At 70.4% G+C, this 24,524-nt stretch carries 20 protein-coding genes; 7 read left to right on the forward strand and 13 right to left on the reverse strand.

Going from position 1 to position 24,524, the window contains the following annotated elements:
* Positions 1 to 2: 2 nt before the first annotated feature.
* The gene (locus ABT381_RS07550; RefSeq protein WP_351589175.1) at positions 3 to 2,837 is read right to left on the reverse strand and encodes an AMP-binding protein; all 2,835 of its coding nucleotides are present in this window, start codon (positions 2,835 to 2,837) and stop codon (positions 3 to 5) included.
* Positions 2,838 to 3,252: 415 nt separating this feature from the next.
* Here ABT381_RS07550 and ABT381_RS07555 point away from each other — a divergent pair, with 415 nt between their 5' ends.
* Complete coding sequence (locus ABT381_RS07555; protein WP_351589178.1) at positions 3,253 to 3,618, forward strand: hypothetical protein; 366 nt, start codon at positions 3,253 to 3,255, stop codon at positions 3,616 to 3,618.
* Between the two features lie 580 nt (positions 3,619 to 4,198).
* Here the strand turns inward: ABT381_RS07555 and ABT381_RS07560 are convergent.
* The 6 genes from ABT381_RS07560 to ABT381_RS07585 form a co-directional block, all read right to left on the reverse strand.
* Entirely contained in the window at positions 4,199 to 5,773 is a 1,575-nt protein-coding gene (locus ABT381_RS07560) for an amidase (protein WP_351589181.1), read from the reverse strand.
* Positions 5,770 to 6,990 (reverse strand): MAB_1171c family putative transporter, encoded by a 1,221-nt coding sequence (locus ABT381_RS07565; protein ID WP_351589183.1) that lies wholly within the window; start codon positions 6,988 to 6,990, stop codon positions 5,770 to 5,772. Before ABT381_RS07565 ends, ABT381_RS07560 begins: the two co-directional genes overlap by 4 nt.
* Positions 6,991 to 7,004: 14 nt before the next feature.
* Positions 7,005 to 7,487, reverse strand: a complete 483-nt coding sequence (locus tag ABT381_RS07570) for a hypothetical protein (RefSeq protein ID WP_351589186.1) — start codon at positions 7,485 to 7,487, stop codon at positions 7,005 to 7,007.
* A gap of 116 nt (positions 7,488 to 7,603) precedes the next feature.
* A complete protein-coding gene (locus ABT381_RS07575) occupies positions 7,604 to 8,101 on the reverse strand; it encodes a hypothetical protein (RefSeq protein ID WP_351589266.1) in 498 nt (165 codons plus the stop codon).
* Between the two features lie 153 nt (positions 8,102 to 8,254).
* Entirely contained in the window at positions 8,255 to 9,703 is a 1,449-nt protein-coding gene (gene argG / locus ABT381_RS07580; RefSeq protein WP_351589189.1) for an argininosuccinate synthase, read from the reverse strand.
* A gap of 76 nt (positions 9,704 to 9,779) precedes the next feature.
* A complete protein-coding gene (locus ABT381_RS07585) occupies positions 9,780 to 12,449 on the reverse strand; it encodes a glycoside hydrolase family 31 protein (protein WP_351589192.1) in 2,670 nt (889 codons plus the stop codon).
* Positions 12,450 to 12,706: 257 nt separating this feature from the next.
* Between ABT381_RS07585 and ABT381_RS07590 the strand changes: the two genes are divergently transcribed.
* The gene (locus ABT381_RS07590; RefSeq protein WP_351589195.1) at positions 12,707 to 13,615 is read left to right on the forward strand and encodes a hypothetical protein; all 909 of its coding nucleotides are present in this window, start codon (positions 12,707 to 12,709) and stop codon (positions 13,613 to 13,615) included.
* A 102-nt stretch (positions 13,616 to 13,717) separates the two neighbouring features.
* Here the strand turns inward: ABT381_RS07590 and ABT381_RS07595 are convergent, their stop codons facing one another.
* Positions 13,718 to 14,398 (reverse strand): GntR family transcriptional regulator, encoded by a 681-nt coding sequence (locus ABT381_RS07595; RefSeq protein WP_351589197.1) that lies wholly within the window; start codon positions 14,396 to 14,398, stop codon positions 13,718 to 13,720.
* A 252-nt stretch (positions 14,399 to 14,650) separates the two neighbouring features.
* Here ABT381_RS07595 and ABT381_RS07600 point away from each other — a divergent pair, with 252 nt between their 5' ends.
* From ABT381_RS07600 to ABT381_RS07615, 4 genes are all read left to right on the forward strand, one after another.
* On the forward strand, positions 14,651 to 16,021 hold the full coding sequence (locus tag ABT381_RS07600; protein ID WP_351589200.1) for an MFS transporter: 1,371 nt from the start codon (positions 14,651 to 14,653) through the stop codon (positions 16,019 to 16,021).
* A 17-nt stretch (positions 16,022 to 16,038) separates the two neighbouring features.
* A complete protein-coding gene (locus ABT381_RS07605; protein WP_351589203.1) occupies positions 16,039 to 16,959 on the forward strand; it encodes a transketolase in 921 nt (306 codons plus the stop codon).
* Positions 16,956 to 17,984: a transketolase family protein gene (locus ABT381_RS07610; protein ID WP_351589206.1), complete on the forward strand. Its 1,029-nt coding sequence runs from the start codon at positions 16,956 to 16,958 to the stop codon at positions 17,982 to 17,984. The genes ABT381_RS07605 and ABT381_RS07610 overlap by 4 nt, the downstream gene beginning before the upstream one ends.
* 75 nt (positions 17,985 to 18,059) lie before the next feature.
* Positions 18,060 to 18,854 carry an SDR family NAD(P)-dependent oxidoreductase gene (locus ABT381_RS07615; protein ID WP_351589209.1) on the forward strand — a complete coding sequence of 265 codons (795 nt, stop codon included), beginning with the start codon at positions 18,060 to 18,062 and terminating at the stop codon, positions 18,852 to 18,854.
* On the opposite strand, the gene ABT381_RS07620 is transcribed toward ABT381_RS07615, so the two are convergent.
* Entirely contained in the window at positions 18,829 to 19,773 is a 945-nt protein-coding gene (locus tag ABT381_RS07620; protein ID WP_351589212.1) for a DMT family transporter, read from the reverse strand. The two genes, ABT381_RS07615 and ABT381_RS07620, sit on opposite strands and share 26 nt — an antisense overlap.
* A 71-nt stretch (positions 19,774 to 19,844) precedes the next feature.
* Here ABT381_RS07620 and ABT381_RS07625 point away from each other — a divergent pair, with 71 nt between their 5' ends.
* The gene (locus ABT381_RS07625) at positions 19,845 to 20,441 is read left to right on the forward strand and encodes a TetR/AcrR family transcriptional regulator (RefSeq protein ID WP_351589214.1); all 597 of its coding nucleotides are present in this window, start codon (positions 19,845 to 19,847) and stop codon (positions 20,439 to 20,441) included.
* A 43-nt stretch (positions 20,442 to 20,484) separates the two neighbouring features.
* Here ABT381_RS07625 and ABT381_RS07630 read toward each other — a convergent pair whose 3' ends face one another.
* The 4 genes from ABT381_RS07630 to ABT381_RS07645 all read right to left on the reverse strand — a co-directional run bounded on the left by ABT381_RS07630 (position 20,485) and on the right by ABT381_RS07645 (position 24,479).
* Positions 20,485 to 20,940 carry a PPOX class F420-dependent oxidoreductase gene (locus ABT381_RS07630; RefSeq protein WP_351589216.1) on the reverse strand — a complete coding sequence of 152 codons (456 nt, stop codon included), beginning with the start codon at positions 20,938 to 20,940 and terminating at the stop codon, positions 20,485 to 20,487.
* A gap of 61 nt (positions 20,941 to 21,001) precedes the next feature.
* Positions 21,002 to 22,213, reverse strand: a complete 1,212-nt coding sequence (gene metK, locus ABT381_RS07635) for a methionine adenosyltransferase (RefSeq protein WP_351589218.1) — start codon at positions 22,211 to 22,213, stop codon at positions 21,002 to 21,004.
* A 164-nt stretch (positions 22,214 to 22,377) separates the two neighbouring features.
* Positions 22,378 to 23,118 (reverse strand): class I SAM-dependent methyltransferase, encoded by a 741-nt coding sequence (locus ABT381_RS07640; RefSeq protein ID WP_351589220.1) that lies wholly within the window; start codon positions 23,116 to 23,118, stop codon positions 22,378 to 22,380.
* Positions 23,119 to 23,189: 71 nt separating this feature from the next.
* A complete protein-coding gene (locus ABT381_RS07645; RefSeq protein ID WP_351589222.1) occupies positions 23,190 to 24,479 on the reverse strand; it encodes an MFS transporter in 1,290 nt (429 codons plus the stop codon).
* Between the last annotated feature and the right edge of the window lie 45 nt (positions 24,480 to 24,524).

Raw genomic sequence — 24,524 nt, forward strand, 5'->3', positions numbered from 1 at the left:
GCTCACTTGCCGTCGAGGGACCGGTCGAGCTCGGACCGGAGGATGGTCTGGAAGGCGGCGACGTGCTTGGGGCCCATGAGGGTGTAGTGCTCGCCGGGCACGTCGAGGTACCGGTTCTCCTCGCGGGTGTGCTCGTCCCAGCGGCGCAGCTCGTCGTTGAGCCAGTCCTCCTTGGTGCCGCGCAGCGGGATCGCGTAGAAGACGCTCATCGCGCGCACGGTGCCGCTCGGGTGGTATGTGCGGCCGAGTGCGGTCAGGCCGTCGGCGAGGTCGGCCCAGGCCGTGAACCGGGGCAGATCGAGGTCCAGTTCGGTCAGCCGCTCCGGCGGTGCGATCTCGATCAGGTGCTTGAGCTGCTCGTCCTTGCCGAGCGGCCGCAGCTGTGCGGGCAGCTCGGCGGCCTGCTGCTTGGAGATCAGCTCCAGGAACATCGCCAGGTTGACGGCGGTCTCGATGTAGTCGAGCTCGTCCATGCGGTACTTGATGTGGGGCGGGAGGTTGAAACTGCCGAGGAAGTCGACCCGCTCGCCCTCGGCCTCCAGGATCTTGGCGATCTCGAAGGCCACCGCCGAGCCAAAGGAGTAACCGGCCAGCGCGTACGGGCCGTGCGGCTGCTTCGCGCGGATGGCGTCCGCGTACGTACGGGCCATCTCGTCGAAGGACTCGAAGGGCTTCTCGCCGGGGTTGAAGCCGCGTGCCCGCAGCGCGTAGAAGGGGCGTTCCTGTACGAAGTACTTGGCCAGGTTGACGAAGACGAGCACCTCGCCGACGCCCGGGTGGACGCAGAACAGCGGCGTTTTGTCGCCACTGGTCTGCAGCGGGACGATCGGGTCGTACGCGGCCGGGTCGGCGTCCTCGGCCACCGTGAGCCGCTTGGCCAGTTCGCGGACGCTCGGCGCGGTGAGGATGGCGAGGACCGGCAGGTCCACGGCGCCGAGCCGGCTGCCCACCAGCCGCTTCATGCGCAGGATGTCCAGCGAGGTGCCGCCCAGGTCGAAGAAGCTCGCCGTGGCGCTGACCGTCCCGGGCTCCATGTCGAACAGTTCCGCGTAGATCTCCGCCAGGGCCTGTTCGGTCCCGCCCTCGGGGGCGGTGTATCCCCCGAGGTGGCGGGTGACCACGTCGTCGACGGCCGTCCGCTGCGCGGCGTAGTCGCCGGCCTCCAGGCGCTTTCGCATGAGGGAACGCTGGATCTTGCCGAGGCTGGTCTTGGGGAAGGCGTCCGCGGGCAGCGGCAGCAGCAGCGCCGGGCGGAAGCCCCAGGCCATGACGACGCTGTTGCGCACCGCGATCAGCAGGCGGTGCAGACCGGCCTCGTCGTCCGGGTCGAGGGTGGTCGCGAAGGCCACCACCAGCTGCTCGGTGTCGTTGCCCGCGGGGCGGGTCGGGAAGGCCGCGACGTAGGACTTCCGTACTCCGTCGAGGTCCTCCAGCAGCGCTTCCAGCTCGTGGCTGAAGTAGTTCACTCCATTGACGATGATGCTGTCCTTGCTGCGCCCGACGAGGGTGAGCCTGCCGTCGACGAGGCGCCCCAGGTCGCCGGTGCGGAACCAGCCGTCGGCGGTGAACGCGTCTTCGGTGGCCCGGGCGTTGTTGAAGTATCCGCCGGTGATCATGGGGCCGTTCAGCTGAACCTCGCCGACCTCGCCCTCGTCCAGTACGCGCTCCGCTTCGTCCTCGGCGACGACCCGGATGGTCAGCCCGGTCACCGGACGGCCGACCGCGGCGAACTCCGCGCCCAGGTCGGCCTCGGGGAACTCACGGTTGTAGATGCTGCCGGCGCAGGTCTCGGTCATGCCGAAGGCCGGCCACAGCACGTCGCGGGCCAGGCCGTACTTGGCGAGCTTGTCCAGGAACGCCACTCCGGTGGTGACGAGGTTGGCTTCGCCGCCGGAGACGATGTGGTCCAGCGTGGACAGGTCCAGCGACAGGCTGTCGGACGCGTTGTCGGGCAGCTGGTCCAGCGCCTGGTTGATCAGGCCGAGCAGGAAGTTGGGCGTGAAGGTCATCGTCACGCGGTGCGCGTCGATGAGCCGGAGGAAGCGCACCGGGTCGCCGAGGATCATGTCCGGGGTGGTCTGCAGTTGGTTCGCACCGACCGACAGCGGCAGCAGATGCGCCTCCAGCAGGGCGGCGACGTGATCGTAGGAGATCCAGTTGAGTGTGATGTCCGCCGAGGTGAGGCCCTGCGTGTCGGCCTTGGCCGCCATGGAGGCCAGCAGGTTGGCGTGGGTGAGCATCACGGCCTTGGAGTTGCCGGTGGATCCTGAGGTGAGGACCATCAGGGCGACATCGGTGGGCCGGGCCTCGGAGATCGTCACGTCGGCGGGGGCGACATCGCCCACGTGGGCGGTGAGTTCGCCGAGGGCCTCCACCTCCAGACCGGGTACCTCCGGCATTTCGTCACGCAGCCGCCCCGTGGTGACCAGCAGCGGATCGTCCAGCAGGGCGTTGACGTGCGCGAGCTGGGCGCTCCACCGCTCCTGGTCATTGCGGATGGGAACGAGGGGGCAGGCGGTCATGCCGCCGAGCAGACAGGCCCAGAAGGTGGGCAGGAAGTCGTCAGGGCGTTCCAGCAGCAGCGCGACCTTGCGGCCGGCTTCCGCGCCACGGGCGCGCAGTCCCGCCAGAATCCGGCGGGCCTCGTCCAGCAGCTCGGGGTACGGCTGGAGCCGGGTCTTTGCCGGATCGTCCGTCAGGCAGTACTGCAGCCCGTTGCCCGGGTGGTGCTGGGCGGCCCGGAGCAGCAGGTCAGCGAGGTGCGTGGCCGCCGGCTGGGAGCGAGGGGCCGTCGGGAAGGCGGTGGGTCCGGGTACGGATTCCTGAATCGTCGTCATCGTCCCTCTCCTGAGAGCAGGCACATGGGCAAGCGCATGGCCAAGCGCGTGGGCAGGCACATGGGCGGGCACATGGGCAGGCGTTGAACGGCTGCAAAGGCCGCGAGCTCCGCGTATTCGCCGGTGCGTTTCAAGCAGGGCAGGTGGCGACGGAATTGCGGTCGCCGGTACGAGATCAGACGCCTCCCCGATTGCTCGCTCATGTCCCATGAGTCACTCACCTGTTAAATCAGGCTGCTGCTGCCGCCGTTTTGACGGTGAGTCACCGTTCTCGACTCGGCAACGAAAGGGAAACCACGCGGGGTTGGGGGCATGTTGAGCTTCTTAACGCAACCCAAGGGCGTCAGACCGTCAGGCTGATTGCCGCGCTGCGAGGAAGGTGTAATTCATGAACGTTTACCGTCGTGAGAACCGAATGAGCCGGGATTCCGCCGCCGTATCGGGCGTGGCTGGGCGCCGGCGGTGGGTGACCGTCGCCGGGACGCTGGTGGCCGCGGTGGCGGTCATGGGCGTCGGTGGCGCCGGAACGGCTTCGGCGGCCACGATGACGACCGCCCACGCGGGCCACGCGACGGCACCCGCGTCCAGCCTCACCAGCCCCGTGGGCGAGTCGGTCGACCAGCTGTGGCACCACGTCGAGATGTACCACCTGAGCGACCCGTCCTGGGAGGTGACCAGCATGCTCACCGACCCCACCGGAAACCTCAAGATTCACGGGCAGATGCTGGACGACACGCTGTCCCCGCTCGTCGGGGCGGCCACCGGGGCCCTCGGCGGCTAGGCGTTCTCCCGACGCGGCGGGGAAACCGGCCGCGATATCGGCGGGGCCCGGGAATTCGCGAGCGAGCACCCGGGCCCGCCGACCGGGGAAAATGACTGCGCGTGCGTGGAGACCAAATCCGCCGGATAAGGCGTCTTGAGGCACCTTAAGGCGTCTGGTATGACGCGCTGCGTCAACGCATCATGGCATTACTGTTCCGGGCGGCCGGAATTCCCGGATTCCCGGATTACGGGGTTATGGGGTTGCGGGATCCTGGGTCGTGCGTCATCCACCCTGCCGTCGACCGTCCGCACGTGGCGCGCAGGGAGGGCGGTCAGGACGGCCAGGACGGCCCGACTGGCCCAAGTCGCCTCTGCAGGGCTAAGCTGATCATTGGCCCGGATGCCGCATCCCCCGTCGGTATCCGGGCTCTTTCCGTGCTGTACCCGTACCGGGTCGCGCCGGGCTCTGCGCCCGCCGCCCCGGGCGGCAGTACAGGCAGTACAGAGGGCCCCAGGTGAACCTGGGGCCCTCTGTTTGTACGGGCTCGTCCTGCCCCACCCCCGTGGAGGCGGGACGAGCCCGGGTCAGTGGGGCTCGCTCACGCGGTGAACGCGGGCGGGCGGACGGGCTCGGGCAGGAGCCGTGCGAGGTGCTTGGCCACGTCGAGGACCGTGCGGTCGGCCAGGTAGGGGCCGATGATCTGGATGGCCAGCGGCAGGCCGTCGGCGGTCTTGCCGGCGGGGATGACGGCGGCGGGGAGCTTGACGTGGCCGGCCATGTTCAGCCATGCCGTCTGGTCGAAGTACGGCCGCTTCTCGCCGTCGACGGTGATGGACCGGCCGGGAACCGGGGTGGCGGTCTGGTCGTCGACGGCCGCCGTCGGGGCGGCGGGCGTGATCAGTACGTCGTGGTCGGCGAAGTAGTCGGCCCAGCGGCCGCGCAGCTTCTCGCGCTCCTCGTTGGCGCGCATCCAGTCCCGGTGCCGCATCGTCCGCGAGTGCAGGAACAGGGCGCTCGGATCGTCGGCGGGGGTCTTCTCCGCGGCCGCGACGTCGGCGGCGAACGCCTCGTCGGTGGCGGTCGCGCTCGCCGTGGCGTACATGAGGCGCTGGAACAGCTTGTCGCTGTCGGCGAGGTCCACGGGGCGGGTGGCGTCGTCGACCGTGGCGCCGGTGGACCGTACGATCTCGGCGACCGCGGCCAGGAGTTCGCGGGTGTCCTTGTCGACGTGGCAGTACGGGTCGTCCTGCCAGAGGCCGATCCGGTAGTCGCCGAGGCGCTGGTGCTTCGGTGCCGGGAGGTCGATCTTCCAGGCGGCGGCGTCGGCCGGGGCCGGTGCGGCGAGCACGTCCAGGAGGACGTCGAGGTCCTCGGGCGTGCGGGCGATCGGGCCGAGGGTGATCATGTCGGAGCTGGTGAGCCAGCCGGGCGGGCGCGGGATGTGGCCGCGGGTCGGCACGATGCCGAAGCTGGGGCGCAGCGCGTACACGCCGCAGTACGCGGCCGGGAGCCGGAGGGATCCGGCGAGGTCCGAGCCGACTTCGAGGCTGGTGAGTCCGGCGGCGACAGCGGCGGCCGGGCCGCCGGAGGAACCGCCGGCGGTCTTGGTGTCGTCGTGGGGGTTCTTCGTCGTGCCGAAGAGGGGGTTCGAGGTCTGGATGTCCTGGCACATCGTCGGGACGTTGGTCTTGCCGACGATGAGGGCGCCGGCGGCGCGGAGCCGGGCGACGGCGTCGGCGTCCTGGTCGGGCACGTGGTCGGCGAGGTCCGGGGAGCCGCTGGTGGTGCGCAGTCCGCGCGTCTCCAGGGCGTCCTTCACGGTGAGGGGCAGGCCGTGCAGCGGGCCGAGCGGCTTGCCGGTCTCGGCCAGGTGACGGTCCGCCTCGTCGGCGGCCGCGCGGGCGCCGTCGGCGTCGAGGGTGACGACCGCGTTCAGGTCCTCGGTTGTGGCGATGTGCTGGAGGTACTGCTCCAGCAGGGCACGGCTGGTGATCTTGCGCTGGCGCAGCGCGGCGAGCTGTTCGCGTGCGGGGGCCAGGTGCAGAGCGTTGTGGGGAGTCTTGCGCGGGGCCTGCGCCGCGCCGGCGCGTGCGCGGGCGGCGGCGGGTGAGGCCATGGAGGCCGCTGCGGCGATGGCCGTGGAGGCGATGAGGAGGGTGCGTCGGAGGATCACGAACGGGCTCCAGATGTGGTGCTGTGAGAGGTGGTGGCGTGGGGGCTCTCGGGCGGCGGGGCGAAGTACGAGGCGACGCGCTGAAGGTGCGTCAGTTCGTCTTCGGTGGTGCTGAGGGGCAGCTCCGCGTCGGCGTACTCGGCGGGGATTTCGAGGGGGTCGTTCGCGCGGTGCCGTAGGAGGGCGTCGCGTATCTGGTCGGCGGTGACGGCCGCGGCGAGGTCGGCGCCGGTGCGCCCTTCGGCCCGGTGCCGGGTCTCGGACGTCTCCCGCGCGGCCGGGTCGAGGTAGCGGCGCAGCAGCTTCTGGCCCTGGCGGATCTCGACGCGGCGGCGCAGCAGGGGGAAGTGGGCGCTGCGGCCGCGCAGCAGGTCGTCGCGGTGCGGGGCCGGGCGGCGCAGGGTGATGCCGGGGTCGGCCCGGTCCAGCGCGGCCCACAGGTGGCGCAGCTGCCGGTAGCGGAGGTGGGCGGTCGTCCAGTCGCGGGCTGCGGCGGTCCGGCGGGCCAGCGTGGGGAGGAAGTAGCCGATCTGGGTGGCGGTGGCGCCGATGTCGCCGCACGCCCAGGCGAACGGGTCGAGCTGCTCGACGCCGAAGCCCGCCTCGGCTCCGACGACCGCGCCGATCCGGATGGTGCTGTAGCCGAGGGTGATGATCGCGCCGGCCGTGATGAGCCGCAGGCCCCAGGTGATCGAGGGGTTGCTCGCGGTGCGGGCGTACTTCCAGCAGGACCGCGCGAGGTAGAGCTCGGCGACGGTGTAGGTGCCGAAGTACAGCAGCACGTACGCCTGGTAGTACGGGTCGTGCGCGTAGTACGTGGCGAAGTCGGCGGGGCGGGTCGTCGCCGGGGTGAGCAGGGCGAACAGTACGGCCATGCCGGCGATGACCGCGGCGGCCGCGATGAGCAGGAGGCGGCTGCGGCGGCGGGCTTCGGCGGCCGGCTTCGACCAGTACGCGAGGACGGTGGCCTGGAGCGCGAAGACGAGGATCACGCAGCTCTGGGCGAGCGGTACGGAGATGTTGGTGACGCCGAAGACGTCGTCGATGCGCACCCACACCCAGGTGAGGGAGACGGCGTAGCTGATCGCGGAGAAACCGTACGTGAAGGCCAGCGCGATCAGGGCACGGTCGCGGCGGCTCTTGGCGAGGTCGCGCAGCAGGAAGAGGAATCCGCTGCCGGCGATCGCCAGACACAAGGGGTGGAGGATGTCTTTCACGGGGCCTGATTCGGTCAGCGCAGCAGCGTACGGGCGATGGGGTCGGCGTCCCGGGAGACATGGGAGGCCGTGGCGCGGGAGGTGCTCACGTGCTCCTGCAGGAGGGAACCGAGCATTTCGGCTTCGAACTCCTCGGGTTCGTTGTAGCGGGTCCGGCCCAGGACGAGCTGAACGGTGCTGGGGTCGATGCCGGTGATCAGGCCGCCGAGGCTGTCTGGGGCGACCGGTGTCTTGCCGCGGTGCCGTCTGAGCATGTGCGCGAACTCGTGACCGACGATGATCTCGGCGTGTGCGCGGCTGATGCCCGTGTCGTAGAAGACGTAGTCCGTGGTGTCCGTGGCGAGCCACATGCCGCAGGGGGCGGAGGCGTCCAGGGAGTCCGCGTCGGCCGGGTCCGGGGAGAACGGCATGAGCCGGATCGACCGGCCGAATCGATTCTCCATGAACGGCACCAGGTCGAGGACGCTGTCCACGGGCGGCAGGTCCAGCTCTGCCACGAACGCCCGGCTGCGACGCTCGACTTCGTCGGCCCCGCGGTCACGGCGGTCGGCCCCCCGGTCACGACGGCTGCGCCACATGCGGCTCCCTCTCAAGATCGACCCCCTGGGGCCCGTCACGGCGAGCCCCTCTCGGGGTCGGCGGGCAGACCCTCCTGCTCCCGCACGGCGTCGATCGCCTCCAGGACCTTGCGCTGACTCGTGTCGGACAGGCCCATCGCGCGCAGGGCGATCTCCCGCACGCCGGCCTCGCTGAGCTTCCGCAGCAGCTCGAACTGGTCCGCGACCTTCCGCGTGATCTCGTCCTCGACGAAGTAGCCGGCCTCCACGCCGAAGAACCGCGCGAGGAGCGGCACGAGGGTGATGGTCGGAGTCCGTTCGCCCTTGCGCAGCATGCCGATGTAGGCGCCGGTGCAGCTGTCGTCGCCGTACGACGAGATCGTCCGGGCCACGTGCGCGTTGCTGAACTCCTTGGTCCCCGGCGCGCGCACCCGGTCGAAGAGGAAGTTCAGCCGGTCGGCGAACGAAGCGCCTGGTCCCGGGACGGGAACGGGCACGGACGCGGGAACCGCGGGGGGCTCCCCCGGCGTCCCGGCGTCGGCACGGTCGTCCATCACGGCCACGGCTGCTTCCTCTCGATCAGCCTAAACTATAGTTGACGCCGCAGCGTGACCGGAAGCCCGGGTTCTGTGCGGAATACGACGCAACCGACAGCGAACCCCGGCGAATGCCTTCGCCGGGGTTCGCTGTACGACCGGTGACCGGCCTCAGTCCGTGCCGGACTCCATCGCCGCGCGGTCCAGCACCGCGTCCTCGGCCGAGACCTCGCCGCGCGAGGCGATGGCCTGGGCGCCGCCCTGGTCCATGGCGCCGATCAGACCGGTCGAGGCCGCCTGCGCGGCGCCGATCGGGGTCGGGTGCACGCTGCCGACCAGACCCAGGCCCGCGTACTGCTCAAGGCGGGCACGCGAGTCGGCGATGTCCAGGTTCCGCATGGTGAGCTGGCCGATCCGGTCCACCGGGCCGAACGCCGAGTCCTCGGTGCGCTCCATGGAGAGCTTGTCCGGGTGGTAGCTGAACGCCGGGCCCTTGGTGTCGAGGACCGAGTAGTCCTCGCCGCGCCGCAGCCGCAGCGTCACCTCGCCGGTGACGGCCGCACCGACCCAGCGCTGCAGCGACTCGCGGATCATCAGCGCCTGGGGGTCCAGCCAGCGGCCCTCGTACATCAGCCGGCCGAGACGCCGGCCCTCGTTGTGGTACGCCGCCAGGGTGTCCTCGTTGTGGATCGCGTTGACCAGGCGCTCGTACACGATGTGCAGCAGCGCCATGCCCGGCGCCTCGTAGATGCCGCGGCTCTTGGCCTCGATGATCCGGTTCTCGATCTGGTCGGACATGCCGAGGCCGTGCCGGCCGCCGATCGCGTTGGCCTCCATGACGAGGTCGACCGGGGAGGCGAATTCCTTGCCGTTGATGGTGACCGGGCGACCCTGGTCGAAGCCGACCGTCACGTCCTCAGTGTCGATCTCCACCGACGGGTCCCAGAACCGCACACCCATGATCGGGTCGACGGTCTCGATGCCGGTGTCGAGGTGCTCAAGGGTCTTGGCCTCGTGCGTGGCGCCCCAGATGTTGGCGTCCGTGGAGTACGCCTTCTCCGTCGAGTCCCGGTAGGGCAGCCCGTGCGCGAGCAGCCACTCCGACATCTCCTTGCGGCCGCCGAGCTCCGTGACGAAGTCCGCGTCCAGCCAGGGCTTGTAGATCCGCAGGTGCGGGTTGGCGAGCAGCCCGTAACGGTAGAACCGCTCGATGTCGTTGCCCTTGAACGTGGAGCCGTCGCCCCAGATCTGCACCCCGTCCTCGAGCATGGCGCGCACCAGCAGCGTGCCGGTCACGGCGCGACCCAGCGGCGTGGTGTTGAAGTACGGGCGCCCGCCCGACCGGATGTGGAAAGCGCCGCACGCGAGCGCGGCCAGCCCTTCCTCGACCAGCGCGGCGCGGCAGTCGACGAGCCGGGTGATCTCGGCGCCGTACGCGGAGGCACGGCCGGGCACGGACGCGATGTCGGGCTCGTCGTACTGACCGATGTCGGCGGTGTACGTGCACGGGACGGCGCCCTTGTCGCGCATCCAGGCGACGGCGACCGAGGTGTCGAGCCCGCCGGAGAAGGCAATGCCGACGCGCTCGCCGGTGGGGAGTGAGGTGAGGACCTTGGACATAGCAAGATTATGCAACATCACGCATGACCATGCAAGGCGGGGGCGGTGCACCCCCGCCTTGCCGGGGTGAGCTCGCTCACTTCCGCAGCGTCACCGTGAATTCCCGGTCCATGGAGATCCGGTCGGTGCGGATCGTCGTCACTCCCGTCTTCGCGTCGTAGGACCAGCCCGTCCCGGCCTGTGCGAGCGAGGCCGCGGAGTCGGTCCGGTGCAGGGCGCGGCCCCCCAGCGAGACCCGGCGCGGGGCGGCGTCCGTGTGGATCGTGAAGCGGTACGACCGCGCTTCGGGCTTGCCGGTGTACGTGCCCTTGCTCGCGCCGACTTCGACGTCGACGCCGTGCCTGTCCTCGTCCATGGTCACGCGCTGCGTCGCCGCCGCGCCGGACGCGTACTTGCGCGTCACACCGTCGTCCTCGTACAGCGTGTACCCGCTGTGCCCCTTCGGGTACAGGTCCCAGCCCAGTTCGTGCCGGTCACGGGTCTTGTACGACGTCGTGCCCTGCGGCCACATCGGGACGATCGCGCCGTCCCGGACGAAGAGGGGAAGCGTGTCGAGGGGCGCGTGGTAGCCGTTCACCGTGGTCGGACCGTGGTACTTCTTGCCCGTCCAGTAGTCCGTCCAGGTGCCCTTGGGCAGATAGATGCCGTCGCGGGTGTCGGAATCCTTGTACACCGGCGCGACGAGGAAGTCGGAGCCGGCGAGGTACTCGTATTTTGCGTCGGGGCCGAGGGTGCGGGGGTCGTCCGGGTATTCCAGGTACAGCGGGCGGACGCCGCCGACGCCGGTCTTCGCGGCCTCGGCGGCCAGCGTGTACAGGTACGGCAGCAGCCGCTCGCGCAGCTGAAGGTACTTGCGGTTGATGGACGTGTAGGGCTCGCCGTCGACCCACGGCTGCTGGTTGATCTTCTTGCCGGTGCTGATGTCCTTCGCCCAGCCGTCCATCGTCATGATGGCGGGCAGGAACGTCTTGGCCTGGAGGTCACGCGCGTACATCTTCGCGTCGTGGGAGTAGATCGAACCCACGTCGCCGGTGTTGTACGCGATGCCGGACATCGTCGCGCCCGCGTACGTCGGAATCTGCCAGCGCACGAAGTCCCACGACAGCTTCTGGTCGCCCGACCACAGGACACCGCACCGCTGCGCGCCCGCCCATGACACCGGCAGCCACACGAATCCGCGCGCGTCGCTGTTGTCCTCGATGCCGGCCTTCGCCTTGTCGCAGCCGTCGAGCGCCATGCCGTAACCGTTGCCGACCCAGGCGACGTCGAGCTTCGCGACGCGCTGGCCCGCCTTGACCTGATCGGCGAGCTTGTCCAGCCCGTCCTGGGTCCACAGGCCCAGCTCGGCGCCGCGCTCCCGCAGCCCCTTGCCGGTCTCGGCGAGATTCTCGTAGCCGCAGCCGTATCCGTCGTTGACCAGCATCCAGCCCAGCGGCAGCTGATGCTGCACATAACCGTCGGCGACCTTGAGGGAGTCGAGCGTGTGGCGCTCGCCCTGGTTGGCGTTGTGCAGATAGCAGTCGGCATCGCCCGGTTCGAGTCCGTACACCGGTGGCATGAACGGCTTGCCGACCAGGGAGGTGTACTTGCCGATGACCTTCTTCGCGTCGCCGAGGAAGTAGTACGCGTCGAGGCGGCGCTCCTGCTGCCCCGTCTGCACCGAGGAGCCGAAGTGGTACACACCGGGGGCGAAGGTGTTGCGGTAGACGCCGTATCCCGCCGAGGAGAGGTAGAACGGCTGCGAGTTGTTGTAACCGCCCTCGTTCCAGTTCGTGTTGTTGGCGACGTACACCGTCTTGTCGCGGTGCGAGAACGAGCCGTTCTGCTCGCCGCCCCCGAAGAACTGCTCGCCGCTCCCCCGCTCCAGGCTCTGCCGCATGCCGCTCGTCGACCAGCGGAGGGGCTTGTCCTCCTGCCAGATGCGGGTCTTGTTGTCGGCCTTGTAGAGACCGAACCGCAGCGGCTTCTTGTAGACGCGCAACACCGCTTCGGAAGACCGGATGCCGTAGTACGCACCCGCGTCGAAGGAGGTGGTGTGCTTCTGGAGGGCGGGCCGCTTGCGGACGATCTGCGAGCCGGCCGGGTCGCTGAAGTCGCCCGACGGGTCGGCTTGGAGGCGGAGTTGACCTCCTGTCAGGAAGTCCGCCTTCGCCTTCAGCGGGCCGGCCGCGAAGCGGTAGCTGCCGTCCCGTCCCTCGAAGGACGTCAGGTCGCCCGCGTCGGTCGTCTCCGGCAGATACGCCTTGCCGACGAAGGAGTTGTCGTGCACGTCGTACGGGACGACCACGACGTGGTACGTGCCGTTGGCCTTCGGAATCACCGTGGCCTCGGGGTCGGCCGCGCCCGCGCCGCTGGCGACCTGCTTGCCCGCGTCGTCGTAGACGTACATGTCGAAGTCGTCGGTGGGCCGCTCGGTCCACTCGATCGAAATCGGCACGCCGCCCTCGGGGTTGTCGTCCCAATAGCCGTCCGGCACGGAGACCTTGAGGTCGAACCGGTCACAGACCTTGCCGGCCGGGTCCTGCGAAGCGGGCGGACACTTCTTGGGGTCGCTCACGGTCCCCGCGGCGTACACCGGGCTCTGCCAGGTCACGCTCTTGTGGTCGCCGTCCAGCACACCGCTCGCCGGTGTCGCGGCGCTCGCCGGCTGCGTGGGAGCGGCCAGGAGGGCCGCGGCGAGGGCGGTGACGATCCCGGCCGTGGCACCCCCCGCCCACCGTGAACGGTGCCGCACTCTTCGGCGCATTCTTCGCATAGGACCAACTCCAAGCCGACGCTAGCTGTCTAATCTTGCTTGAAAGTGCACTGCTGCGAGCATGTTCACGCAGTACGGTCCACCTTCAGGCATAGACATGTCAACGGATGGGGGGAGGTCACCCGACACGACCCGGCGGATACGCGGCCGATAACTCGAACGGGCCTGTCCTCTGCGTGGCTGACGGGGACTCAGCTCGAGAAGTGGTGCTCTCTGTGCAGGGGGACACACCCAACTACAGGAGAGTCATGCGTACCGCACTGCAGAGACACGGGGCGAGGGCTGCGACCGCCGCCCTCGCCTTCACCCTCGCCTTCGCTTTCACCCCGCTCGGCGGCGTGGCCACCGCCGATGCCTCGCGCCACGGCGACGACGCCCGGAAGCCCATCGAGGTGAGCATCGGCGCCTCCGGCATCCAGGCACCGCACACCGCGCAGGCCGGGCTGGCCGAGTTCCACGTCAAGACCGACGACCCCAAGGGCCGCTTCGTCCAGGCGTTCCGGCCGCACCGGGGCGTCACGACGCACAAGGTGCTCGCCGACCTGGCCAAGGCCGTCGGCGACAGCCCCGCTGCCGCCGCCAAGGGCGTCTCATCGATTCGCGGCGAGGCGGAGCTGTACGGCGGGGCCCAGGTCACCCCGTCCGTGTCGGCGACCTTCAGCACTCCGATCACCGCGGGCACCGTCGTCCTGCTGGACTTCACCGCCTTCCTCAAGGACTCGGCCCATCCGGTCACCCGCACCCTGGAACTGCGCGGCGGACCGTCCCGGGGCCGCGCCGACTTCCCCGACAGCATCGTGACCACGAAGGAGACCAAGGCCGGTCCCCGCTTCGAGGTGCACGGCCTGCGCAAGGCCGAGGACAACATCCTGGTGCACAACGCGTCGGACGAAATCCACGAGATGGGGCTCCAGCCCGTCCCGCGGGGCACCACGGACGCGCAGATCCAGAAGGCGTTCAGCGGCACCGCGGCCGGCTCGCCGCCCTTCACCGGTCCGTCCCTCGGTCTCGGCGCCATCTCCCCCGGCCGCACCGCCCTCCTGAGTAACCATCACCTTCCCCGGGGCACGTACGCGCTGCTCTGCTTCGTCCCGGACGACAAGACCGGGCACCCGCACGTCGCCGAGGGAATGCACAAGGTCGTGGTGCTGAACTGAGGCAGATCTGTCGGCTCCGTGGCCGGCATGCTCCCCACGGACACCGCCCTATGGGCCCCGGACTCCACTCCTCCGGCGAGGGAGCCCGGGGCCTCGGCGGAGCTAGCGCTCGTCCCGTTCGGCCGGAGTCTGCAGGTTGGCCATGGCGGAGCTCATGTGCTCGTGCAGGATGGCCAGCGCCGCGTCGGTGTCCGCGCGTTCGATGGCGTCGACGATGGGGGCGTGGTGGGCGGCGGACATGGTGACCTTGCGCTGTTCGCCGGCGGCGCTCATCACGACGACGCGCGTGGGGCCTTCCAGGTGGCGCCAGGTCTTCACCAGCATGGAGTTGTCCGACAGTTCGCACAGCAGGAGGTGGAAGGCGAGGTCCGCCTCCACCTGCTCCTCCAGGCCGTTGGACGGCCCGAAGGCCTTCTCCAGGCGGTGCAGTGCCTCGCGCAGTGCCGTTACCGCCGCCTGGCGGTCGGGGGAGGCGATGACCTGTGCCACGGCGAGGCCTTCGAGGGCCTCTCGTACCTGGAACAGCTCGCGCACTTCGCGCGGTGACAGGGCCCGCACCCGCAGCATGCCCCGGGCGCCGGCGACGACCAGTCCTTCTTGCTGCAGGTGTCGCAGTGCCTCCCGCACGGTGCCGCGGCTGACCGACATGCGCGAGGCGATCTCCACCTCGCCCAGGTGATCCCCGGGCCGGTACTGGCCGGTGGTGATCGCGGAACGCAAGGCCGCCAGGGCGCGTTCGCGCAGCGTCGACCGGTCGAGGTTCGGCAACGCCGGAACGGTCATGGCCGTCTCCCCCTTCAGCGATGTACGGCGATGTACGGCGGCGCCCTGCTCGGACACAGCAGCGCGCGGGCTCGGGAAGTCTACTGTCAACTGTTGACCGCCGACCATGTGGGCATGGCGCCGCCCGGGTCATAGAAATCGCGCGTCCGAGGCGTTGACAAGCGCCATCGCGGCGCTCAGTATCGACACCGCCTGTTGACTGTTAACAGTCAACACTGAGAGGCAGGCGCGTTGCGATCAAGGAGGATCCGCATGGTCAGCTCCATGCCACCGGCACCGGCACCACCACCGCCACCGGCCCGGCCGAGGGCCGAGGGGTCACCGGAACGCCGCCGGGTGGCCGTCGGCTGCGGCGTCGGCGCGGTCATCGAGACCTACGACTTCATCGGCTTCGGCACGGCCGCCGCCCTGTACTTCGGGGACGTCTTCTTCCCCGGTTCCGAGCCGCTGGCCGCGATGCTGCTGTCGTTCGCCACCTTGGGGATCGGCTTCGCCGCCCGCCCGCTGGGCGGCATCATCGCCGGTCACCTCGGCGACCGCATCGGCCGCAAGCCGGTGCTCGTCGGCTCCCTGCTGATCATGGGGGTCGCCACCGTCCTCATCGGCTGCCTGCCCACGTACCAGATGGTCGGCCTGTGGGCGCCGATTCTGCTGGTCATCGTCCGCATCGTGCAGGGGCTCGCCTTCGGTGCCGAGTGGGGCGGCGCCATCCTGATGACCTTCGAGCACGCCCCGTGGCGCAAGCGCGGCCTGTACACCGGCATCACCCAGGCCGGCTTCCCCGTCGGCCTGCTCCTCTCCAACCTGGCGTTCCTGGTCAGCACCCGCACGCTGGAGGGCTCCTGGGCCTGGCGCGTCCCCTTCCTCCTCAGCTCCGTACTGATCGTCGTGGGCATCCTCATCCGGCTGAAGATCGATGAGTCGCCGGAGTTCGAGGAGCTCAAGGAGACCGGCCAGGTCGCCAGGAATCCGCTGCTGGAGGTGGTCCGCGACGACTGGCGCAACGTGGTGCGCGCCTTCTGCCTCCGGACGGCGGAGACCGCCGGCTACGCCGTCTCGATCACCTTCGTACTGTCCTACCTGGACGACGACGCCGCGCCGAACGTCTCCGGAACCGTCTCCCTCACCGCCCTCGTGACGGCCGCCGCGCTCGGCATCCTCGCCACCGTCTTCTGGGGTGCGCTCTCCGACCGGATCGGGCGACGCCCGGTCTATCTGCTGGGCTCGGCGGTCACACTGCTGTGGGGCGTCCCGATGTTCTTGCTGGTGGGCACCGAGAGCGCGGTGCTGGTGCTGCTGACCTTCGTCGTCAGCTACTGCCTCTGCCAGAACTCGCTGGCCGGCGTGCAAGGCGCCTGGTTCTCCGAGCTGTTCGCCACCAAGACGCGGACCGCCGGCACCTCCCTCGCGTACCAGCTCTCCGCGGTGGTCTCCGGCTTCACGCCCATGATCGCCACCGCGCTGTACTCCGCCACGGGCTGGGCCGGCCCCGCCGTCCTGTTCAGCTGCTACGGCCTGCTGGGGCTCGTGGCGACGCTGCTGACCCGCGAGACGTGGGGGCCCGGGGACCGCACGCCGGCCGATCACACGCGCACGCCCGAACCCGCACCACTCCCCCAGTAAGCAAGGAGCACCGAAGAGTGAGCTCTACCGACACCACACTCCGCACCGGCCCCGCCCCTACGGACGCCACCGACGCCACCGACCGCACCCAACGGGTCAGCGCGCTGCGCGACTCGGCGTATCGCATCCGGCGCCACGCCCTGGACATGGGCGAGGTCCAGGGCCAGGGATACATCGGCCAGGCGCTCGGCGTCGCGGACATTCTCGCCGTCGCCTACAAGGACGTACTGAACTACCGTCCGGACGAGCCCACTTGGCCGGGGCGCGACCGGTTCCTGCTCTCGATCGGCCACTACGCCATCGCCCTGTACGCGGCGCTGGCCGAGGCCGGCACCCTGGACGTCGCGGAGCTGGCCACCTACGGCAGCGACGACTCGCGGCTGCCCATGTCCGGGATGGCCTCCTACACCCCCGGCATGGAGATCTCCGGCGGCTCGCTCGGCCACGGCCTGGGCGTCGCGGTGGGGATGGCGCTGGGCCTGCGTCACCAGGGCAGTGCGGCACGCGTGTACAACCTGCTCTCCGACGGTGAGCTGGATGAGGGCTCCACCTGGGAGGCCGCCCTGGCCGGTGCCCACCACGGTCTGGACAACGTCACCGCCATCGTCGATGTCAACGCCCTCCAGGCCGACGGCCCCACCGCGGGCGTGCTGCGCACCGAGCCCGTCACCGACAAGTGGGAGGCGTTCGGCTGGCGCGCCATACGGGTGGACGGCAACGACATCGATGCCCTCCTCACCGCCTTCGACACCCTGCGCACCCACCGGGGCTCGCCCTCGGTACTGATCTGCGACACCCGGATCGGATGCGGCGTGCCTCTGCTGGAGACCCGGGAGAAGGCGCACTTCATGCGGGTCGAGGAGCACGAATGGCAGGTCGCCCGCGACCAGTTGGACGGGACACACCACCACCGCATCCGGAAGGACACCGACGCATGAACGCCCCCGCCGCGGCCCAGGCCGCACCGCGCAAGCTCACCACCTCGGCCATGATCGCCTCGATCGCGGAGGAGGGGCAGCGCACCGCCAAGGCACCCTTCGGCCATGCGCTGGCCCGGCTCGCCGAGGAGCGCCCGGAGATCGTCGGGCTCTCCGCCGACCTGGCCAAGTACACCGACATGCACGTCTTCCGAGCGGCCCACCCGGACCGGTTCTTCCAGATGGGCATGGCGGAACAGTCCATGCTGGGGGCCGCCGCCGGCCTGGCGGAGGTGGGCCTGGTGCCGTTCGCCTCCACGTACTCCGTCTTCGCCACCCGCCGCGCGTACGACTTCCTGTGCCTGGACATCGCCGAGCCGGGACTCAACGTCAATGTCGTCGGCGCGCTGCCGGGCCTCACCACCGGTTACGGGCCCAGCCATCAGGCCACCGAGGACCTGGCCATCCTGCGCGGCATCCCCGGCCTCACCATCGTCGACCCGGCCGACTCGGTGGACATCGAGCAGGCCGTCCCGGCCCTGGCCGCCACTCCGGGGCCGACCTATCTGCGGCTGCTGCGCGGCGCCGTGCCGACCGTGCTCGACGAGTACGACTACCGCTTCGAGGTGGGGCGGGCCGCGGAGCTGCGCACCGGCCGCGACGTGCTGTTCATCTCCACGGGCCTGATGACGACACGGGCCCTGACCGCGGCGCGGGAACTGGCGGCCGATCACATCGATGTTGCCGTGCTGCACGTGCCGACCATCAAGCCCCTGGACAGCGAGGCGATTCTGCGCGAGACGGCGAAGGGGCGGCTGGTGGTGACACTGGAGAACCACACCGTCATCGGCGGCCTGGCCGAGTCCGTGGCCTCCTGCCTCGCCTACGCCGGAGCGGGGGTACGCATCGTACCGATCGGCCTCCCCGACGCCTTCCTGGCCGCGGGCGCGCTGCCGACGCTGCACGACCGGTACGGACTGTCCGTGGCCGCCATCAAGGCGCGCGTACGGGACGAGTTGTGCGCACCCGGCCCCGGAAACCACTGAATTCCGCCACCCGTCCCCAGAGCCCTTTCCTCTTTCATCCGTACCACTCGACCGCCGCAAAGGAAGCAAGCACCCATGACCAGCACCGCCAACTCCATCGCCAACCCCACCGCCGCCGTTCCTCGCACCGCCCTTGTCACCGGCGCCGGATCCCTCCGCGGTATCGGCCGGGCCACCGCGCACGCCCTGGCCGCGGACGGTTACCACATCGCCGTACTGGATCTGGACAAGGAAGCCGCCGAGCACGCCGCCGAGGAGGTGGCCCAGGCCCATGGCGTGCAGGCGCTGGGCCTGGCCGCCGACGTGACCGACCCCGACGCCGTGCACGCCGCCGTGGAATCCGTCGAGGCCGCACTGCCGCCGGTCGGCGCCCTGGTCAACAACGCCGGCATCACCTCGCCGACCCGCTTCCTCGATGTCTCGGCCGAGGAGTGGGACCGCATCTTCGACGTCAACGTCCGCGGCAGCTTCCTCCTCACCCGCCGGGTGGCCCCCGGCATGGCCGAGCGCGGCTTCGGCCGCATCATCCACCTGTCGTCGGTCTCGGCCGAGCGCGGCGGTGGCGTCTTCGGCGGTGTGGCCTACTCGGCGGCCAAGGCGGCCCTGCTCGGCTTCTCGCGCGCCCTGGCCCGCGAGCTCGGCCCCTCCGGCGTCACCGTCAACTCCGTCGCCCCGGGCCTGATCGACACCGACATCACGTCCGGCAAGCTCGACCCGCAACGCAAGGCCGCGATGATCGACGACATCCCGATGCGCCGCGCCGGCAGCGTCACCGATGTCGCCGACGTCATCGCCTTCCTGGCCCGCCCGGCCTCCGGCTACCTCACCGGTGTCACCTACGACATCAACGGCGGGTCACACATCCACTGACCCTTTCCCCGGCCGGGTCCGCGTCCCTGTCCCGCGCACACGCCCTCGTGGGCGAGGTGCCGCCGCGGCGGACGATGACGACTGCCGCGAGGCCGATGGCCAGGCCCAGCAAGGTCTGAAGGCCGAACGTCTCACCGAACATGACGGCTCCCCAGACCGCCGTGACAGGGGCCATGAGGAACATGAGCGTATTGACCTCGGTGACTCCGGAGCGCTTCAGGATGAGCCAGTACAACCCGTACCCGCCAAAGGTGGACAGGGCCACGAGCCAGGCGATCGCGGCCCAGAACGAGGGCTCGGCGGGGGGCTTCGCGGCTCCGGTGCTCGCGGCGAGCGCCGTGAAGATGACGGTACTGGTGACGCAGTGGACGGTCATCGACACCGCAGGCGCGACCCGCGTGCGGGAACGGCTTTCCAGGAATGTGGCCGCGACCAGCGAAAACATTCCGAGGAACGGGATGAGGTAGGCCCACCAGGCCACGCCGGTGCGCGCCGCGGCATCGGCCGTGGTGACGAGGGCGACGCCGCTCACCCCCAGGCACAGGCCGAGCCACTGCGTGCGCGAGACGTACTGACGCAGCAACGGGCCGGCGAGCGCTCCGGCGACGAGGGGCTGGACACCGTCGATCAGGGCCGTGGTGCCGCTGGAGACCCCGAGCTGGATCGCGTAGTAGACGGTGAGCAGATAGCCGCTCTGCGACAGCACGCCGACCACGGCCTGCCTGGCCACGTCCCGCACCGCCAGGCCCCGCCACGACGCTCTGGCGGCGGTCGCGGCGACGGCGATCAGGATGACGGTCAGCGGCAGGAACCGCCACATCAGGACCGTGACCGCGGAAGCGCTGCCGGCCCCGAGCTTGGCCCCGATGAACCCGGAACTCCAGCACAGCACGAAGGCGATCGAGAGCAGGAAGTGCACGTCTCACCCTCCAGTAAACAGATCGGTATACCCCTTCACCCTTCACTATACAGATCGGTATACTTTTGGGCATGGGTACTACGGAGAAGTCGCGGCGGATCAGGATGACGCCTGCCGCGCTGCGCGTCCTGGAGGCCGCTGCACGGCTGTTCTACGAGCGCGGGATCCATGCCGTCGGCGTGGACCTGATCGCCGCCGAGGCCGGGGTGACCAAGAAGACCCTCTACGACCGGTTCGGCTCCAAGGAGCAGATCGTCGTGGAGTACCTCGCGGACCGCGACGAGCGTTGGCGGGCCTTCCTCGCCGAGCGCCTGGCGGCCGCGGACCCGGCGCCGTCGGCACGTGTCCTGGCCGTCTTCGACGCCTCGCACGCGTGGTCGTCGGAGCACAGCTCCAAGGGGTGCAGCATGGTCAACGCCCACGCCGAGATCAGCGATCCGGCCCACCCGGCCCATCCGGTCATCACCGGGCAGAAGCAGTGGATGCTCGACCTGTTCAGCCGCCTCGCCGGGGAGATCGCCCCCGACGGAGCCGACCAGCTGGCCCGGACGCTCATGCTGCTGCACGAAGGAGCGCTCGTCGCCCACGGCCTGAGCATCTTTCCTGACCCCATCCGCCATGCCCGCGAACAGGCACAAGCCCTCCTTGCCGGGACGCGGACCCAGTAGCGGGAACTCCCCGGACGCTGCTGGGCGGTGACGGCCCCCGGGGTCACTCCGCGATGCCCACCTGTGCCACCACCCTCTCCACCCGCCCCCGGACGAGGTATTCGCCGGGGACCGCGTTGCGGCGGCCGTAGGTTTCGGCGTGCTGCGGGCCCATGTAGCGGGCGGCGAGGCGGGTGGCCCAGGTGAGGAGGGGGGCGGGGGCGGGGGCCAGGCGGGCGGTGCCGTTGAGTTGTACGTAGGCGTACGGGGCTGTCTGGTCGTCGACGCAGAGGCTGAAGCGGCCGCTGCGGCGCAGGGCGCGGGCCTTCAGGGAGTCGCCCCAGACCGTGAAGACGACCTCGGTGACGGTCCCGGTACCGGTGGCGTCGGGGACCTCGTCGAGCAGGAACCAGACCGGCGTGACGTGCGGTTCGCCGGCGGCCCGGGTCACGGCGAGCTTCCCGGTGCGGGTGCCGGCCGAGACGAATGTCTTCCATTCGGTGTCGGTCATGGTGCGCATGGGGTGCTTTCCTTTGCGGCGTTTTGTGCCGGTGATTTTCGGCGTTGTGTAGTGGCGGTGGTCAGGCGCGGCGGGCGGCCTTGCGGAGGGCTTCGGCGCGGTCGGTGCGTTCCCAGGTGAAGTCGGGGAGTTCGCGGCCGAAGTGGCCGTAGGCGGCGGTCTGCGCGTAGATGGGGCGCAGCAGGTCGAGGTCGCGGATGATCGCGGCGGGGCGGAGGTCGAAGACCTCGGTGACGGCGCGCTCGATGCGGGCCTGGGAGACGGTGGCCGTGCCGAAGGTCTCCACGAACAGGCCGACCGGCTCGGCCTTGCCGATGGCGTAGGCGACCTGCACCTCGCAGCGGGTCGCGAGCCCGGCCGCGACGACGTTCTTCGCCACCCAGCGCATCGCGTACGCGGCGGAGCGGTCGACCTTGGAGGGGTCCTTGCCGGAGAAGGCGCCGCCGCCGTGCCGGGACATACCGCCGTACGTATCGATGATGATCTTGCGGCCGGTGAGGCCCGCGTCGCCCATCGGGCCGCCGGTCTCGAACCGTCCCGTCGGGTTGACCAGCAGGCGGTAGCCGTCCGTCTCCAGGTCCAGGCCCGCTTCGGCGAGGTCCTTCAGGACGGATTCGACGACGTACGTGCGGAGGTCGGGTGCGAGGACGGAGTCGAGGTCGAGGCCCGCGGCGTGCTGCGAGGAGACCACGACGGTGTCCAGCCGGACCGGCTTGCTGCCCAGGTACTCCACGGTGACCTGGGTCTTGCCGTCGGGACGGAGGTAGGGCAGCGTGCCGTCCTTGCGTACCTCCGTGAGCCGGCGGGAGAGGCGGTGCGCGAGCTGGACTGGCAGGGGCATCAGCTCGGGGGTCTCCGTGCAGGCGTAGCCGAACATCAGGCCCTGGTCGCCGGCGCCCTGCTCGTCGAGCGCGTCCCCGCCCCCGCCGACCCGCTTCTCGTACGCGGTGTCCACGCCCTGCGCGATGTCCGGGGACTGGACGCCGAGCGAGACGCTGACGCCGCAGGAGGCCCCGTCGAAGCCCTTGTCCGACGCGTCGTAGCCGATGGCGAGGATCTTCTCGCGGACCAGGGCAGCGAGGTCGGCGTACGCGCGCGTCGTGACCTCGCCGGCGAGGTGCACCTGACCGGTGGTGATCAGCGTCTCCACGGCGACCCGGGACGCCGGGTCCTGTGCGAGGAGTGCGTCGAGGACGGTGTCGCTGATCTGGTCGGCGATCTTGTCGGGGTGGCCCTCGGTGACGGATTCGGAGGTGAACAGACGGCGGGACATGGCGCTCCCAGGGGTTGCGGCGGCTGCCGGCTCGGTGGCGGAGAGGGAGGTGCGGGGTGGGCCGTGGGCCGGAGTGCTCCGTCGCGGGGGTCGGCGAAGCACTCCGGCGGTCTGTGGGGGCCGGGGACAGTGGCCGCGCGGCATGGGCCGGGCGGACCCCGGGCCTACGCTGCGCGGCAGCGCAGCAGGACGAGTGTGGGGTTGGCACGCCAGTCGTCCCAGTAGGCGTCGCCGAGGGCGGCGACTCCCTCCGGGGCGATGTGCACCGGCTCCCAGGTGATGTCGGTGAAGCCGGTGGCCTTCAGGGCGCTTTCGTAGACGTCGCGGCGCGGGAAGTGCGCGGTGATCGTGACAGGGGGTTCCAGGAGCGCGGTGATCGAGGCGCGGGGGCCCGCTTCGGCCTGCTCGTCGAACTCGTGCAGGAAGCCGTACTTCCGGGTGGACGGGCCGTCGAAGCGGTAGTCCGGGTTCTGGGTGAGGGTGAGGAATTCCCCGCCGGGTGCGAGGGCGCTCCGTACGCCCTCGCACATCCGCTTCATGGCGGTGCCGCTCTCCGCGTAGTTGAGCAGATAGGCGGCGGTGACCAGGTCGAAGGGGGCGTCGGGGAGCGTCATGGCGGCCACGTCGGCGACCGCGTAACGCACCCCTGCGGGCCGCTGTTCCTCGATGGCGCGGGCCGCCTCGATCATGGCCGGCGAGATGTCGACGCCGAGCACGTCAGCGGCGCCCAGCGCCTTGATCCGCCGGGTGTAGAACCCGGTGCCGCACGCCAGGTCCAGGACCGAGCGCCCGACCACGTCGTCCAACATGCCCAGGAAGCTGGGGAGTTCGGAGTACCTGATCATCGGCAGCGACTTGAAGCCCTCGTAGGCCACGCCGATCTCGTCGTACTGGTCAACGCTCATGTCGCTTCTCTCTTCTCGGGCCGCGGGAGGCGGCCGTCTTGGGCCGTGGAGTGCGGCGTCGGGTGCGGCCGTCAGGCGGTGGACCCGTCGGCCGCTACTGCGGAGGCGCGCCGGGCGCGGAGGGCGACCAGGGCGCCGATCAGGGAGACCAGGACGATGGCGGCTCCCACGTAGGCGAGCGTGTTGACGGCGGCGCCGGAGCCGAGCATCCGTGAACCGGTCCAGGAGCCCGCGGCGTTACCGAGGTTGAAGGCGGAGGTGTTGGCCGCGAGGACCAGGGTCGAGCCGCCGCCCGCCGCACCCAGCGCCCAGGCCTGCAGCGGCGGTACGAGCGCGCCGGAGGCCAGGCCGATCAGCAGGACCGCGATCACGGTGGGGACCGCGGCGCCCGCGCCGAAGCCGATCAGCAGGAGCATCGCGGCGAGCACGGCGAGCATCCCGGCGATCGTGCCGCGCAGGGACCGGTCGGCGAGCTTGCCGCCCAGCGCGTTGCCGATGAAGCCGCCGAGTCCGAAGACGAAGAGCATGGCGGCCGCCACGCCCTCGCTGAAGCCGGTGACCTGGCGCAGCAGCGGGGTGATGTAGCTGTAGAGCAGGAACCAGCCGGTCTGCGAGACGACGGTGACGCCCATCGCCCACAGGACCTGGGACCTGCCGAGCGCGCCGACCTCGGCGCGGAAGGACACCTTCGCGCCGCCGCCCAGCCCGTTGGGCACCAGGAAGCCGATGGCCAGCACGCCGACCACGGCGGCCACCGCCACCGTCCAGAAGGTGGCCCGCCAGCCCCACGTCTCACCGATCACGGTGCCGATGGGGCCGCCGAGTACGGTCGCGAGGCCGAGGCCGCCGGCGACCCAGGCGATGGCCGACGCCTGCCGGCCCGGGGGCGAGAGCCGTACCGCCAGCAGGATGCTCGCGGCGGCGAAGGTGCTGTGGGTGAGCGCGCCGATCGTCCGGGCGCCCATCAGGATGCCGAAGGTGGGCGCCAGCGCGCCGAGGACATTGGCGACGCCGAAGACCGCGAGCAGCGCGAGGGCCAGGGTCTTCGGTGCGACGCGCGCGGTGAGCACGGTGACGATGGGGCCGCCGATGGCGACGGCGAACGCGTACGCGCTGAGCAGCTGGCCCGCCGTCGCCACGGTCACGTGCAGGTCGTGGGAGACGTGGAGGAGCAGCCCGATCAATGCGAACTCCGCCGAGCAGAGGGCGAAGACGGAGAGCGAGAGGGCGAGCAGCGGTACGACGGAGAACCGCTCGGCCGCCGGATCGGCAGCCGTGGCGGAGGCCGCGGGCACCGCCGGGCCGCCGGCCCCGTCGTCGGGGGCCAGGGCCGTGGGTTGCGGATTCGATGAGGCGGACAAGGGGGTGACCTCCTAGCCATGAGGCCGGCCGCGGTCGCTCGGTTC

The organism is Streptomyces sp. NPDC000151, assembly GCF_040301705.1.
Classification (GTDB): Bacteria; Actinomycetota; Actinomycetes; order Streptomycetales; family Streptomycetaceae; genus Streptomyces.